The organism is Agrobacterium sp. ES01, from assembly GCF_050320885.1.
Lineage (GTDB): Bacteria > Pseudomonadota > Alphaproteobacteria > Rhizobiales > Rhizobiaceae > Allorhizobium.
In genome coordinates, this window is sequence record NZ_JBNQTH010000001.1 from 1,573,044 (window position 1) to 1,587,570 (window position 14,527).

The 14,527-nt window shown below is 57.5% G+C and carries 12 protein-coding genes; 11 read left to right on the forward strand and 1 reads right to left on the reverse strand.

Going from position 1 to position 14,527, the window contains the following annotated elements; genetic code table 11:
• Positions 1–318: 318 nt before the first annotated feature.
• Complete coding sequence (locus ACQQ2Q_RS07740; RefSeq protein ID WP_428186424.1) at positions 319–1,419, reverse strand: mandelate racemase/muconate lactonizing enzyme family protein; 1,101 nt, start codon at positions 1,417–1,419, stop codon at positions 319–321.
• A gap of 115 nt (positions 1,420–1,534) precedes the next feature.
• Between ACQQ2Q_RS07740 and ACQQ2Q_RS07745 the strand changes: the two genes are divergently transcribed.
• The 11 genes from ACQQ2Q_RS07745 (at position 1,535) to ACQQ2Q_RS07795 (ending at position 14,417) form a co-directional block, all read left to right on the forward strand.
• Positions 1,535–3,025, forward strand: a complete 1,491-nt coding sequence (locus tag ACQQ2Q_RS07745) for a PLP-dependent aminotransferase family protein (RefSeq protein WP_428186425.1) — start codon at positions 1,535–1,537, stop codon at positions 3,023–3,025.
• A gap of 217 nt (positions 3,026–3,242) precedes the next feature.
• Positions 3,243–4,442 carry a mandelate racemase/muconate lactonizing enzyme family protein gene (locus tag ACQQ2Q_RS07750; protein WP_428186426.1) on the forward strand — a complete coding sequence of 400 codons (1,200 nt, stop codon included), beginning with the start codon at positions 3,243–3,245 and terminating at the stop codon, positions 4,440–4,442.
• 202 nt (positions 4,443–4,644) lie between these two features.
• Positions 4,645–5,958: an NAD(P)/FAD-dependent oxidoreductase gene (locus ACQQ2Q_RS07755; RefSeq protein ID WP_428186427.1), complete on the forward strand. Its 1,314-nt coding sequence runs from the start codon at positions 4,645–4,647 to the stop codon at positions 5,956–5,958.
• 196 nt (positions 5,959–6,154) lie between these two features.
• Complete coding sequence (locus ACQQ2Q_RS07760; protein WP_428186428.1) at positions 6,155–7,195, forward strand: ABC transporter substrate-binding protein; 1,041 nt, start codon at positions 6,155–6,157, stop codon at positions 7,193–7,195.
• 73 nt (positions 7,196–7,268) lie between these two features.
• The gene (locus ACQQ2Q_RS07765) at positions 7,269–8,357 is read left to right on the forward strand and encodes an ABC transporter ATP-binding protein (protein WP_428186429.1); all 1,089 of its coding nucleotides are present in this window, start codon (positions 7,269–7,271) and stop codon (positions 8,355–8,357) included.
• A complete protein-coding gene (locus ACQQ2Q_RS07770) occupies positions 8,341–9,279 on the forward strand; it encodes an ABC transporter permease (protein ID WP_428186430.1) in 939 nt (312 codons plus the stop codon). The genes ACQQ2Q_RS07765 and ACQQ2Q_RS07770 overlap by 17 nt, the downstream gene beginning before the upstream one ends.
• Positions 9,279–10,106: an ABC transporter permease gene (locus ACQQ2Q_RS07775; RefSeq protein ID WP_428186431.1), complete on the forward strand. Its 828-nt coding sequence runs from the start codon at positions 9,279–9,281 to the stop codon at positions 10,104–10,106. Before ACQQ2Q_RS07770 ends, ACQQ2Q_RS07775 begins: the two co-directional genes overlap by 1 nt.
• A gap of 82 nt (positions 10,107–10,188) precedes the next feature.
• The gene (locus ACQQ2Q_RS07780; protein ID WP_428186432.1) at positions 10,189–10,554 is read left to right on the forward strand and encodes a cupin domain-containing protein; all 366 of its coding nucleotides are present in this window, start codon (positions 10,189–10,191) and stop codon (positions 10,552–10,554) included.
• A gap of 28 nt (positions 10,555–10,582) precedes the next feature.
• On the forward strand, positions 10,583–12,208 hold the full coding sequence (locus tag ACQQ2Q_RS07785) for a GMC family oxidoreductase (RefSeq protein WP_428186433.1): 1,626 nt from the start codon (positions 10,583–10,585) through the stop codon (positions 12,206–12,208).
• 211 nt (positions 12,209–12,419) lie between these two features.
• Positions 12,420–13,169, forward strand: a complete 750-nt coding sequence (locus tag ACQQ2Q_RS07790; RefSeq protein WP_428186434.1) for a FadR/GntR family transcriptional regulator — start codon at positions 12,420–12,422, stop codon at positions 13,167–13,169.
• Positions 13,170–13,280: 111 nt separating this feature from the next.
• Entirely contained in the window at positions 13,281–14,417 is a 1,137-nt protein-coding gene (locus ACQQ2Q_RS07795; RefSeq protein ID WP_428186435.1) for a sugar ABC transporter substrate-binding protein, read from the forward strand.
• Positions 14,418–14,527 lie beyond the last annotated feature (110 nt).

The window sequence follows — 14,527 nt, forward strand, 5'->3', positions numbered from 1 at the left end:
GCGCTCAGGTGAGCGCACCCAAGTGGCCGCTCGACGCAAAGGCAAAAAATGGGGCCGCGCGCCAAAAAGGCATGCGGCCCCTCCCCATACCTTCACCCCCGTAAAGGTAGGTCCCCCCACTGATTTTACGCGCTTTGACACGCCAGTCGACTTCCATCGGACGGCGATATCGCAATGGAAATCACAATGAGATCCACTGCTATATAAAGGTGAATGATCGTCATGTACTGACTTTTATTGGCAATAGGCGCCGTATCTCACGTGACGGCGAGCTTCCTACGCTTCTTGGGCAGGTTCGGCTGCACTCCCAACGCGCTGCTAGCGCGCGCTGACCTTATATTGCGACTTTGAGAGCCAATCGGGGCTTATCTCGATGCCCCAGCCGGGAGCATCCGTCACCGTCGCATGGCCATCTGATATCACGTAGGGATCGTTGACGAACAGACCCTGCTGCCAAGGGTAATAATCGAGACCTTCGATAGAAAATTCGAGGTATTTTCCGGCATTCGGGATCGCGCGCAATAGATGCATCGTGAAGATCGTCACCATGGAAAGGTTGGCGGCATGCGGCGTGATTGGCATACCGGCTGCTTCCGCCATCTTCGCGACCCTGAGTGTTCGCGCGATGCCGCCCAGATAGCAAATGTCCGGCTGCAAGACGTCGACGATGCGTCCGTCGATCATGCCCTTCCAGTTGGCCAGCATGCAATCCTGCTCGCCGCCGGTGACATCGATGTCGAGCGCTTCGGTCACTTGCCTGGTCTGGTCGAACTCCCAATAAGGGCAAGGCTCCTCGTAATGCGAAATTCCATGGTCCTCCAGCATCTTGCCAACCTCGATCGCCTTGTCGGGCGAATAACAGGAATTGGCGTCGACCAGCAGCGTCGCCTCACCACCGAGTGACTTGCGGATAAGCGGGACAATCTCTTCCGTGCGACCTGGCCACTCATCCCTGTTCCGGCCGACTTCAGCGCCGATGCGGAATTTGAAGGCGTCGAAGCCATGTTTGTCACGAAGTTTCAAAAAGCGATCTGCTTCTGCAGCCGGGGTGACGTCACGCTTCATGGAGGAGGCGTAGGCGCGGATCTTGCCAGTTGTGCCGCCGATCAGTTCGCAGACCGGACGCGCTTCCAGCTTTCCACGCATGTCCCAGAGTGCCGTGTCCACGCCGCCCATGGCGCGACGCAGATAGGCGCCTGGAAACTTGTGTTCGCGGTCACGGACAAGGTCGAGCATTTCATCAATATCGAAACAGTCCATGCCCAGCACATAAGGCGCGACCTGACGGTGTAGAACTTCCGCTGTGATGTCGGCACAATAAGGCGCGACCTGGCCCCATCCTTCAGAACCATCGTCCGATGTAACTCGCACGAAACTGATGAATTCGTTGGTGAAAGTTTCAATTTTCTCGATTTTCATCGCCGACCGACCGCTGAATTGACTTGCCAAACTCGATCCTAAACTGTGCTATTAGTGGTCTGGTGGACACGTCCATTGCGGCAAAAGCGGCAGACCAATTGAACGGAGCAATGTCATGAAGCAAGCGGCCGGAGTTCTGCTTTCCGCGATCAAGCTGGACCGCTCGTCCCGGCAAAGCGTCAGCGTGCAGCTATATCTGGCGCTTCGGGAAATCATCCTGACAGGCGGTCTGCGGCCAGGCGAGCGCTTGCCGGCGACACGCACGCTTGCCGCGGAAACGGGCGTATCGCGCACCACAGTGATCGACGCAATCGAACGGCTAACCGGCGAGGGCATGCTGGTCTCGCGGGTCGGCTCTGGCACTTTCGTTAGCGATATCCTGGAACATCAAAGACCAGGCCCGGTTGCGGTTGATCCCGTGCAGGGCGAGGCCGGAATACCGCGCCTTGCTTACACCATCAACCATGCCGAAAAATCCTATGCACCGCGAGCCTGGTTGCCACACAGACCCAAGGCTTTTCTAACCGCTCTACCCGCATTGGATGCCTTTCCCCTTGTCCACTGGTCACGCATTTCCGCCCGCCACTTGCGCGCCGAGCGCAGCAACGTGATGGGCTACGGGGAACCGAAAGGCTACAGACCGCTCAGGCGCGCAATTGCCATGCATCTGAGCGCGCTCAAAGGGATCACTTGCGACCCGGAGCAGATCTTCATCACATCCGGTGCCCAGCATGCATTCAGCCTGATCGGCAAGCTGCTTCTTAATCCGGGCGACCGCGTCTGGATGGAAAACCCGGGCGCTTCGGGCGCCCGTAACGCGCTCCTGTCAGAAGGGGCAGAACTGGTGCCGGTCGATGTCGATTCCGAAGGGCTCGTGGTGCGGGACGGCCTGGCAAAGGCACCGCATTTCCGGATCGCCTTTGTCACCCCCTCGCATCAGCAGCCACTCGGCCATGTGATGTCGCTCAGCCGCCGTTTCGAACTTTTGAAAGCGACCGGCGAGGCCCGGGCCTATGTTGTGGAAGACGACTACGATGGCGAATTCTATTTCGGCAACGCGCCTCAGCCTGCACTCTTAAGCATCGATACCGAAGAGCGGGTCTTGCATGTCGGTACCTTTTCAAAATCGCTTTTCCCCTCGCTGAGGCTCGGCTTTGTGGTCGTGCCACCGCGCCTTGTCGATGCATTCGACCAGGCTTTCATGTCATGGGTCAGTGGGCCCGCCACCAGTACACAGGCGACCGTTGCCGATTTCATGGACGAGGGGCATTTCGCCACGCATATCCGCATGATGCGCAAACTCTACAAGGCACGCTACGATGTCTTGCTGCAGGGAGCAAAGCGCCTGAGCGGCGCACTCGCGATGCAAGAGACAACCGGTGGCTTCCACACGACAGCCTATCTCGCCGAAGGCATTAACGAAGCCGAACTGGTCAGCCAAGCCGCAGCGCACGGTGTCACTCTGGCCCCGTTAAGCCGCTATTGTCTTACGCCGATTGCGCGCAAGGGTATCGTCTTCGGTTTCGGGTGCGCCTCTCCTGACGATATACGCTCAGGTCTCGACATCCTTTGCGAGCTGCCAGATCTTCGCAAACAATTGGTCTGATATTTTTATCAAATTGGATATCCTTAATCGACCAATGGCACACTAGCTTTCGATCCACGACGTCCAGACACTCATATATTTCAGTTGTTTCAGATGATGCGCAGATATTTGAGTGGTTGGTCTGGAGTGCAATCATGATCACCATTCTGCCGACCGATTGCGACATTCACTCCAATGCTGCGGACGCGCAAGTTCCAGATTGTACAAGAGGTCGCCAATGCAAGTGATTGATCGTATCGAACTCTATCATGTGAACGCGCCGCTTCCGGCGCCGTTTTCCCCGTCATGGATCCCCGGGACTGTACGCACGACCGTATCCTTCTATCTCGTCCGCTTCGTCACTGACGACGGCGTGGAAGGCTGGAGCGGCTTTACCGGTGCAGGGCGCGAACGCGCCGGGATTGGCCACACCCTTGCAGACCTCTTTCTCGGTCAGGATCCGGAAAATATCGACCGGCTCGCCGAGCGTATCCACATCATGGCTGTCGGCGGCAATTTCAACTGGTGGCTGGAGCCCGCCTTTTGGGACATCAAGGCGAAGAATGCCGGAGTGCCGCTCTACAAATTGCTCGGCGGAACAGACGATCGCCTGAGGCTCTATGCCTCTTCCGGAGAACTGCGCGACACAGGCGCCCGTCGCGAAGAGGCCGAGGCACGGTTGGCCGATGGTTTCGATACGATGAAAATACGCGTGCATGACTTCGACGAGAAAGTCGATATCGCGCACATAACCGATGTCGCCAAACACATGCAGGGTCGCATGAAGATCTCGGTCGACTGCAACCAGGCCTTTCGCCTGACGGCAAAGGCCGACGCGCCGCTCTGGTCTCTGGAGCGCGCCAAGCGCTTTGTCGATGCCGCAGCCGACGTCGAACTTGCCTGGGTTGAGGAGCCTCTTTTCGGGGAGTGGCACGAAGACATGGCAAGGCTTACGGCCTATTCGCGCGTGCCGGTTGCCGGTGGTGAACTGCATCTGATGGGGTATCGCGAGCTCGCCCGCATGATCAAGATGCGGTGCTACAACATCTATCAACCCGACGCGATGTTTACGGGCGGCGTCAAACAAAGTCTTGCGATTGCCAAACTCTGCCGCGAAGAGGGCGTGAAGTTCTCCTCCCATACTTGGACCAATGGCTTCGGTTTCATCATCAACGCCCACGTCTTTGCCGCCAGCGGCTTTGCGACCGAAATGGTGTTCGAGTATCCCCTGAATGAACCCGGCTGGGTTCCGGAAGGCCGTGATGCGATCATCAAGCAACCGTTCCTGCATGATCACGGCTGGTTCGACATGCCGCAGACACCCGGCCTCGGCTTCGAAATCGATCATGACCAGTTGGCCAGGTATGGAAAGTGTTTCTTCAAGGCCAGCCGCCGCGAAGTCCATTGGATGCCGGAAGCGCTGGCCAACATCACGTGAGGTTAGAACCTCCCTTACTGTGCCGGGGCATATGTCCCGGTACCCGTTTTCCAATAGACGGAATATGAAAATGACCGGCACCAAGAATTGGTCTGGCCATTTTATCAAATTGGATATGAACCGTAGTCCAATGCTGGACTAGCCTTCATTTAACGGCGCGATGTTTGTCTGTCATGGATTGACGCGCTTCTCGGGGAACGGAATGACTGTTGATCTTACGGATATTCGTCGCACACCCTTCTGGCACGAACAGTTGCCGGCAGCGCCCGAGTTGACGATTGCACCACCGGAAACGGTGGACGTGCTGATCATCGGTGCCGGCTACACAGGACTGAATGCAGCAATCGTTACGGCTCGCGGCGGGCTCTCAACCTTGGTTGTCGATGCTGAAGATCCGGGATTTGGCTGCAGCACCCGCAATGGCGGCCAGATCAGTACGAGCGTGAAACCCTCACTCGCCAAGCTGACGGAGAAGTTCGGTTCTGACAAAGCCCAAGCCATTCGCGGCGAAGGGAAACAGGCGCTGGAGTGGTTCGGCATGTTCGTCGAAGGCGAGGGGCTGAACTGCGATTTCCGACGCGCCGGGCGCTACCACGCGGCCCACACACCACAACATTACGAAGTACTCGTGCGCGACGCAGAAACGATGCGGCTGAAAGAAGGCATCGAGTGCTTCCCCGTGCCGCGCAGTGAACAGCGCACCGAACTGGGCACCGACAGCTATTTCGGCGGGGTTGTATATCCCAAACATTGCTCCGTTCATCCAGCCAAACTGCACCGGGAACTCCTGCGTCTGGCCATCGATGCCGGCGCGAAGATTGTCGGGAAATCGGCTGCAACATCCATCGAGCGGACATCCTCCGGCTTCAAGGTGCAGACGGCAAAGGGCGAGGTGCGAGCGGGACAGGTCATCGTCGCCACCAACGGCTACACGACGGACCTTATGCCATGGCTCCGCCGACGGATCATTCCGATCGGCAGTTACATCATCGCGACCGAAGAACTGCCGCAGTCTATCGTCGACGAGCTCTTCCCGACAGACCGGATCGCGAGTGATACCTGCAAGGTTCTCTACTATTACCGCGCCACACCCGATCGCAAGCGCATTGCTTTTGGAGGTCGCGTGCGCGCCGCCGAAAGCGATCCCGTCGCGTCCGCGCCGCTGCTGCATCACCATATGTGCCGGATTTTCCCAAGTCTTGCCGGCACCAAGATCTCCCATGCCTGGAGCGGCACCGTTGCCTACAGTTTCGATGAGCTGCCTCATACCGGCCATCACGACGGCGTTCACTATGCCGTTGGCTACTGTGGTTCGGGCGTTTCGATGGCGAGCTATCTTGGCATGCGCACCGGTCAAAAGGTGCTCGGTCTGCCTGAGGGACAAACCGCTTTCGACGACATGGTTCACCCGACCCGGCCGCTCTACACCGGAAAGCCATGGTTTCTGCCTGCAGCCGTTGCCTATTACCGGTGGATGGACGACCGGCAATGGCAAAAAGCAGGCCGGGCGGCATAGCCAATCACTCTGCGTTGGTCTGGCGCGGACGCCGCCCCAACGCAGGAGATTAGAGGCGGAGCGTCAGAGTGCAGTCTGAAAGACTGCGATACGCTTCAAGGGAAGTTCAACCGTGCGGACCTGGTCGATCCGCAGGAATAAAAAACGCAGACCGGGGGTCGCAGCAAGCGGCGAAGATCTGACAGGAGGACTGACAATGAAACTGAATTTGATAATGGCGTTGGCATCAACGCTGCTCGCCACAACGGCGATCGCGCAGGCCGAGGACTTGACTGTCGCTTCTTGGGGCGGCTCATTTCAGGACGCAGAAAGCAAAGCGCTGTTCGAGCCGGCCGCCAAGGAAATGGGCATCACGGTCAAGCAGGAAACCTATGGCGGCATGTCCGACGTCAAACTGCAGGTCGCCACAGGAAAGGTGACGCTGGATGTCGTGGCAAGTGGATCGGGTTCCGCTGCCCGTGCCGGCGACGAGGGACTTCTCGAGCCGCTCGACTATGACATCATCGACGTCTCGGATTTCTATCCAGGCCTTTACTCCAAATACTGTGTGGGCAGCGACGTCTTTTCGACGGTCTACGCCTGGAACACCAAGACCTATGGCGACAAAGGCCCGCAAAGCTGGGCCGATTTCTGGGACGTGAAAAAGTTTCCGGGCAAACGTGCCTATCGCAACAAGGTCGCAGGCGCTCTCGAACCCGCTCTGATGGCCGACGGCGTTGCACCGGAAGATGTCTACAAGGTACTGGACTCCGAGGAAGGCATCGAACGCGCCATCAACAAGATCCGCGAATTGCGACCCAATATCTCGGTGTTCTGGTCTTCGGGCGCTCAGCAGGCACAGCTGATGAAGGACGGTGAAGTCGATATGACGACCGGCTGGAACGGTCGCTTTGACAACGCCAAAAAGGACGGTGCGAAGGTCGCCTATTCCTTCAATCAGGGACTGCTCGACTATGATTGCTTCGGCATTCCGAAGGGCGCGCCGAACAAGGAGCTTGCCATGAAATTCCTGGCAGAGATCTCCAAGGCCAAATATCAGGACGACCTACCCAAATACATCACCTACGGCCCGACGAACAAGGCCGCTTTTGACACCGGAGAGATCGACGAAGCGACAGCCAAGGGCTTGCCGTCTTCGCCTGCCAATGCCGAAATGCAGTTGCCTATCTCATTGGAATGGTACACCAAATGGGAGACAACTGCGTCGGAAATGTATCAGGAAATGCTGACGGAATAGTCAGCCGGCGGACCTGAGCAATGAGGAGCGGGCGCACGGCGCCCGCTCCGAAAAACATACAAGGGAGAGCACAGTGCCGTCGCACAAAAGAAAAGCATTGCCGATATCGGTCAGCGGCGTCACCAAGACCTATGGTCCGGTAAATGCCCTGGACAACGTTTCTCTAAGCGTAAAGAGCGGTGAATTTCTGACGCTCCTCGGTCCGTCGGGCTCTGGCAAGACCACACTTTTGATGGTGCTGGCGGGCTTCACCCGACCCGATTGCGGCAGCCTTAAATTCGGCGAGGAAGAAGTCATCCGCATGCCGCCGCATCTGCGTGGCCTTGGCATGACATTTCAATCCTATGCTTTGTTCCCGCATATGACCGTTGCCGGCAATGTCGGTTATCCACTGCGGCTTCGAAAGGTGGCAAAGGCCGAGATTGCGCGCAGGGTCGACGAGGCATTGGAAACTGTGCAGCTGGGCGGCTATGGCGACCGCCAGATCGACCAGCTTTCGGGCGGCCAGAAACAGCGCGTTGCACTCGCGCGTTCCATCGTTTTCGAACCCCGTATTCTTTTGATGGACGAGCCGCTTTCTGCGCTCGACAAGAAACTGCGCGACCAGATGCAGATCGAGCTTCGACATCTGCATGAGAAACTTGGCATGACGACCGTTTATGTGACCCATGACCAGCGCGAAGCGCTGACCATGTCCGATCGGATTGCGGTGGTGAACAAGGGGCGCATCATGCAGCTTGCCACGCCGCGCGATCTCTACGAGCGCCCGGCCAACCGTTTCGTCGCCGACTTCATTGGCGATTCCACGTTTCTGCCCGTCCAGCGCGACGGTGCTGCCGTCACATATCTTGGCATGCCGCTCAAGATGGCTGATGCGCCGCCGACGACAGCAGAGTTGACGCTGATGATCAGGCCCGAGCGTATCACGGTGTCACCCGATGGACCGCGCGAGAACGCCAACAACTTTACCGCAACCGCAACGGAAGTTGTCTATCAGGGCGACAGTTATCTTCTGCACGCCCGGCTTGAGAGCGGCACCGAGATTGCGGTACGCGGCGGCGTGCGCGGTGGCACCCTCTCCGCCCTGCCTGCGGTTGGCGACAAGGTGACTTTGACCCTTGCGCCTGAGGATACGGTCCTGATCGATGGAAGCGAGGTTTGATATGGCCGTTTTGCAGGCAAGCGGAGAGACGCAAGCTGCCCATGCTCCCCGGGCCAACGAGGCCGGTCTGCGCTCTGATGATCGCATGGAGCGGCTGAAGCTTTTCGGCCTCAGCTCGCCGGCCATCCTGATGGTCCTTGTCGTCCTCGTCATTCCGGTGGGCTGGCTTTTTTACGTATCATTTCTTGGCAGCGACGGGCATTTCTCGCTGGAAAACTACGAGCGCATGATCACAAGGCGCTCCTATTACCGGATCTTCGAGACGACCTTTAAAGTCAGCATTCTGACGACGGGACTTTGTATCCTGATCGGCTATCCGCTTGCCTATTTTCTGTCCCAACTACCCGCTCGGATGGCCAGCATCTGCATGATTGCAGTTCTTCTGCCCTTCTGGACCTCGCTGCTGGTGAGAACATACGCGTGGCTGGTCCTTTTGCAGTCGCGCGGGCTCATCAACACCTGGGGCATGTCGCTTGGGCTATGGGATGAACCGCTATCGCTGGTCTATAATCTCACAGGCACGCTGATCGGCATGGTTCATATCATGCTGCCCTTCCTGATCCTGCCGGTCTATGGCTCAATGAAGGCGGTTGACAGCAATTACCTGAAGGCAGCCGCCAATCTGGGCGCCAGCCCACGCCGGGCCTTTTGGGACGTTTTCTTTCCGCTCACGACGCCTGGCCTTTTCGCCGGCGCCCTGATGGTATTCATCCTTTGCCTCGGCTTTTTTGTCACGCCGGCAGTGTTGGGCGGTGGCAAGGTAATCCTGGTTTCGATGAAGATCGTCTCCAATATCGAGTTGTTCGTCAGCTGGGGTGCTGCAAGTGCACTCGGTGTGGTGCTGTTGGTGCTGACCATGGCCATTCTGTGGCTCGCCTCGCGCTTCCTTAAGCTCGAACAGATCGCCGGAGGGAGCCACTGATGTTTAGCTGGCTAAGAAAACCTGCCACCGACACCCAAATCACGCATGGCCAGCGCCTGTGGCTCTACATCCTGTCAGGGATCATCATGATCCTGCTTCTCGCGCCCACGCTGATCGTCATTCCGATGTCATTCTCCGACAGCCAGTATCTGGAATTTCCACCAAAGGTCTGGTCACTGCGCTGGTATGAGCACTATTTCAGCTCTCCGGACTGGATGCAGGCAACCTGGACGTCCCTGAAGGCCGCGTTTCTGACCATGCTCGTCGCGACGCCAATCGGCGTGCTGGCCGCCTACGGGCTTCACACTTCGCGCAACCGGTTCGTGCGCGAGATCTTCGTGTTGCTCATCACGCCGATGATGGTGCCGCTGGTTCTGGTGGCAATCGGCGTATTCTATGCCTATGTGAAGCTCGACATACTCTACAGCTTGCTGGGACTGGTGCTGGCGCACACTGTGCTCGCCTTACCACTGGTGGTCATTGTCATCGGTTCTGCGCTCAAGAGCTATGACATGAGCCAGGAGGATGCCGCGCGCAGCCTCGGAGCACCGCGCTGGAAGGCCTTTGTCACCATTACACTGCCACAGATCCGGTTTGCCGTTGTCACCGGTGCGTTGCTGGCCTTCCTCACATCCTTTGACGAAGTGGTCGTGGCTATGTTCATCTCGGGCGGAGACAATCCGACGCTGACCCGCAACATGTTCAATGCACTTCGCGATCAGATCGACCCGACCATTGCCTCGATCTCGACCCTGATGATCTGCGTAACGACATTCCTCATGGTTCTCGTGCAGGCCTTCGGCCAGCAGAAGAGGCCTCGAGGCTGATTTTCCCTCTGCGGCGGTCTGGATGCGCTTGATGTCATCCGCCGCCGCAATTTTTATTCTCTCAACATCCGGACATGTCTCCATGATCGACCTCAAAGTCTTCGCCGATCTCGCCAACCAGGCGCTCGGTTCTTTTGCCGACAAACCCACGTCTTTAACAGCGGGACAACAAGAGGCGAGCAGCGTGCTTTGGACCTCTGCCGATGGACATACAACGATCGGCGTTTGGGAATGCATGCCTGGGCATTTCACCGCTGATCGGACGAAAGCAGGAGAATATTGCCACATTCTTTCCGGTCGCGCATCGGTCACCAATGGTGATGGAAGCGGCACGAGGGACATCGGTCCGGGCGATCTTCTGGTCCTGCCACAGGGCTGGACCGGTGAGTGGGTGATTCACGAACATATACGCAAGCTCTTCGTGATCGACGCCTCACCGGCTGCATAAGCCAGAACCTCGAAGACTGGGGTGCTCCATGTCGGAATTCGATTTCATCGTCGTCGGGGCCGGATCTGCAGGATGCGTGCTTGCCAACCGGTTGACGGAAAACGGAAAATACACGGTGCTGCTGCTTGAGGCTGGAGGCAGCGACAATCATCCATGGATCTTGATGCCGATCGGCTATGGCAAGGCGTTTTATCGGAGCAGCATCAACTGGATGTATATGACCGAGCCAAATCCGGGGCTTGATGACCGCGTATCCTATTGGCCACGCGGCAAGGTGATGGGAGGATCGAGCTCAATCAACGCCATGGTCTATGTGCGGGGACAGAAATCCGATTTCGACGGGTGGCGGGATATGGGCAATTCCGGCTGGGGATGGGATGGTGTGCTTCCCTATTTCCGCAAGATGGAAACCAATGATAGCGGGGCAGACGCCTATCGCGGTGGCGACGGGCCGTTGCATGTGTCGACGGTCGCCAGCGATCATCACCCACTTTGCCAGACCTTCATAGAGGCCGGCAGCCAACTGCAATTGCCGCATAACCGCGATTTCAATGGCGCCAGTCTGGAAGGCCTCGGATCCTACCAGATCACCATGAAAAACGGCATGCGAATGTCTGCATCGCGGGCCTATATCAGGCCTGCGGCTCGGCGCCCAAATCTGTCGATCGAGAAGAAGGCCCATGTCACGAAAGTGCTGTTCGAGGGCAAGCGGGCTTGCGGTGTGCGGTTTGTGCAAAGCGGACAGGAAAAGAGTGTGTCTGCGCGCCGAGAAGTGATCCTCGCGGCAGGCGCCATCAATTCACCGCAGCTGTTGCAACTGTCCGGTATCGGCCCTGCTGAGCTTTTGAACAGCAAAGGCATAGACGTGCTGCATGCTGCCGAGGGCGTGGGCCGAAATCTGCAGGATCATCTGTGTATCGATTACCTGTTCCGCTCCAAGGTGCCGACACTCAACAACCAGCTCTATCCCTGGTGGGGCAAGCTGTTGCAGGGCATGCGCTATGTGCTGACCCGGAGCGGGCCGCTTTCTCTCAGCCTCAATCAGGCCGGTGGTTTTGTGCGCTCACGACCGGAACTGGACGATCCCAACATTCAGCTGTTCTTTTCCCCCGTCAGCTACACCAAGGCGCCGCCCGGCAAGCGACCGCTGATGAACCCGGATCCCTTCCCGGGCTTTCTGCTGTCTGGCCAACCGACACGTCCGACGAGCCGTGGATACCTCGCCATTCGCTCTGCTGATCCCTTTGCCGCACCTGAAATTCATCCCAATTACCTCGCGACCGATCAGGACCTGCAGGAGCTCTTGGAAACGTCGAAATTGTTACGCCGGTTTTCCGACACACCGGCGCTTGCCTCAGTCATCGATGCGGAAATTGCGCCTGGTCCTGACGTTCGTACGGACGAAGAGCTGATGGCCGATATCCGCGCGCGGGCGTCGACCGTATTCCACCCCGTGGGCACATGCCGCATGGGACCTGACAGACAAGTGGATGTGGTGGATGCCCGTTTGCGCGTACATGGCCTTGAAGGCATACGCATTGCCGATGCCTCGATTTTTCCGACGCTGACGTCCGGCAATACCAACGCTCCGGCGATCATGGTGGGAGAGAAGGCAGCAGACCTCATCATAGAGGACCATGTCAGCAACGGGTGAGCACAAAGTATCCCGCCGCAATGCAACAAAAACAGTCTTATTTTTGCGCGCCGCATCAAGTTGAACCTGATGCGTTCTCACGCATTTGTTGGATAAATATTTTATACAAGTATATTCAACGCCTTCAATCCGCGAACATAAAGAGGTTTATCGCCGTTATTGACTTGAAACTTCTATCTCCATAACAATTTGTCCTACAAATGGGTGGGACATGACTGGCGATACTTTAAATCCGGAAAAGCACTCGGAGGCCCAAGCGAGCAAGGGGAAGGAGGCGGACATCATCCGCCCGACGTCTCATTCTGCTGTCGATGTCATGGTTGCCAATATTCGCGGCGTGATCTCGGAGCGGGGATTGAAGGTGGGCGACAGCCTACCCACCGAGCGCGAGCTGTGCGAACTGTTCCAGTCCAGCAGGAATACGGTTCGTGAGGCCATGCGCATTCTCAAAGCCTATGGAATTGTGACTGTCAGACCGAAGGTCGGCGCCATTATCGTCGATGACCGCATGGAACGGGCACTCGATCTGTTTTCCTTCAATACGCTGGAAGTCTCGCGTTCCACATTTATGGATATACAGGGCTTCCGCGGTTTCCTGGAGGTTGCGTCGGTGGATCTGCTGCTGGAGAAGCTGACCGCCGATGATCTTGCCGAACTCCATCGCGCCAATGACGAACTGCGTGATGCAGGCTCGATGGTGGATGCTTCTGAGGCCGATTTCAGCTTCCACACGCGTCTGATGCAGGTGATGGGCAACAAGGCCATCCTTGACGTTTACAAGATCATGAAACCGGTGATTCTGAAAATCATGATCCGCGGCAAGACGCGGCGAACCTTCTCGACGACCACCTATTGCGAGCATGCCGATATCATCGCCGCGCTCGAGGCGCGCGACAGAGTTGCCTATCAGTACAAGATGAAGACCCATCTCGAAGCAGGCTTTCGCCACTTCGATGATTAGGGAGACCGTTTGTCGCTGCAGGTGGAGGACCTGAAGCGGGAATAGGGGGAATTGCCGCAAAGGGCTGCAAGTCCCACAGGCTGAGTGGAAACACCAAGGGAGGAGAATGTGATGAAACTGAAAAACCTACTGATTACAACAACCGCTGGCGTGTTGCTGTCGGCTGGACTTTCGTTTGCCGGACCTGAGGTCGTCTCGGGACCGGGCGTCGAACCGGAATGTTTTGCGCCATGGGACGCCGACACCAAGTTCATGAAATGGGAGGCCAAGGAAGGTCCGTTCAAGGTCGCGATCGTCAACGGCTTCGTGGGTAATACCTGGCGGATCCAGATGATCAAGACGGCCAAGGCCTTCGCAGAAGACCCTTCAATGAAGGACAAGATCTCCGAGTTCAAGGTCGTGTCGACGGGCACGGACGCCCCGGCCCAACTCGGCGCCATCGAGGACTTCATCAATCAGGGTTACGATGCGATCGTCACCATTGCGGTGGCGCCGGACGGCTTTGACCGCGTGATCAGACTTGCGGACAAGAACAATGTCGTTCTGGTGCCATTCGACAATGTTCTCGACACTGACAAGGTCATGCAGGTCAACGAGAACCAGCTCGAAATGGGCCGCATGTGGGGCCAGTTCGCGCTGGATGAGCTGCATGCCAAGGGCGTCAAGGAAGGAAAGATCCTCGAGGTCAGAGGCCTGCCCGGCAATTCCGTTGACCGTGACCGTTCGATCGGCATCAACGAGGTGTTCGAGAAGGATGGTGGCAAGTGGGACATGATCTCCGTCGTCGGAAACTGGGATGATGGCACCACCCAGAAGGTGGTCGCCGACGCGATTGCCGTGCACGGGCAGTTCGACGCCGTGGTCGGCCAGGGTGGCTCCAATGGCGTGATTCAGGCGCTTCAGGATGCCGGTCATCCCTGGGTACCGGTTGCTGGCGAATCCGAGAACGGTTTCCGCAAGGCGATTGCCATGCATTCCGACGAAGGGCTGAAGGGGATATCCATCGGCCAATCTCCAGGATTGGTGGCAATCGCCATGAAAGCCGCTGTCTCGGCGCTGGAAGGCAATACGATGCCCCAGCTGATCTCGGTTCCCTTGCCGGTGGCGACCTACAAGGAACTCAAGGACGGTGAGAACTACTGGTCGGATCTTCCGGACAACTTCTTCACCGTGAACGAGTTTCCGCCTTGCGGTGTGAACATTTCCGGGCCTGCGATCATGTCCAAGGACGAAGCAGACGTGAACTGACCGCACTCGGCAGAACGGACGATCTGCACGAGGCAGACTTGTCCGCTCGATCCAGCTTTCCCGCCGTCAGTGGCGGCGGGAAACAGCTGGCGGTATCGGCATCCGCTCGA

What these genes read in the sequence shown, in the direction of transcription:
- ACQQ2Q_RS07760 (WP_428186428.1), top strand. Translation starts at nt 6,155, where the DNA reads ATGAAACTGAATTTGATAATGGCGTTGGCATCAACGCTGCTCGCCACA.
- ACQQ2Q_RS07745 (WP_428186425.1), top strand. Translation starts at nt 1,535, where the DNA reads ATGAAGCAAGCGGCCGGAGTTCTGCTTTCCGCGATCAAGCTGGACCGC.
- ACQQ2Q_RS07740 (WP_428186424.1), bottom strand. Translation starts at nt 1,419, where the DNA reads ATGAAAATCGAGAAAATTGAAACTTTCACCAACGAATTCATCAGTTTC.
- ACQQ2Q_RS07790 (WP_428186434.1), top strand. Translation starts at nt 12,420, where the DNA reads ATGACTGGCGATACTTTAAATCCGGAAAAGCACTCGGAGGCCCAAGCG.
- ACQQ2Q_RS07785 (WP_428186433.1), top strand. Translation starts at nt 10,583, where the DNA reads ATGTCGGAATTCGATTTCATCGTCGTCGGGGCCGGATCTGCAGGATGC.
- ACQQ2Q_RS07770 (WP_428186430.1), top strand. Translation starts at nt 8,341, where the DNA reads ATGGAAGCGAGGTTTGATATGGCCGTTTTGCAGGCAAGCGGAGAGACG.
- ACQQ2Q_RS07775 (WP_428186431.1), top strand. Translation starts at nt 9,279, where the DNA reads ATGTTTAGCTGGCTAAGAAAACCTGCCACCGACACCCAAATCACGCAT.
- ACQQ2Q_RS07795 (WP_428186435.1), top strand. Translation starts at nt 13,281, where the DNA reads ATGAAACTGAAAAACCTACTGATTACAACAACCGCTGGCGTGTTGCTG.
- ACQQ2Q_RS07780 (WP_428186432.1), top strand. Translation starts at nt 10,189, where the DNA reads ATGATCGACCTCAAAGTCTTCGCCGATCTCGCCAACCAGGCGCTCGGT.
- ACQQ2Q_RS07755 (WP_428186427.1), top strand. Translation starts at nt 4,645, where the DNA reads ATGACTGTTGATCTTACGGATATTCGTCGCACACCCTTCTGGCACGAA.
- ACQQ2Q_RS07750 (WP_428186426.1), top strand. Translation starts at nt 3,243, where the DNA reads ATGCAAGTGATTGATCGTATCGAACTCTATCATGTGAACGCGCCGCTT.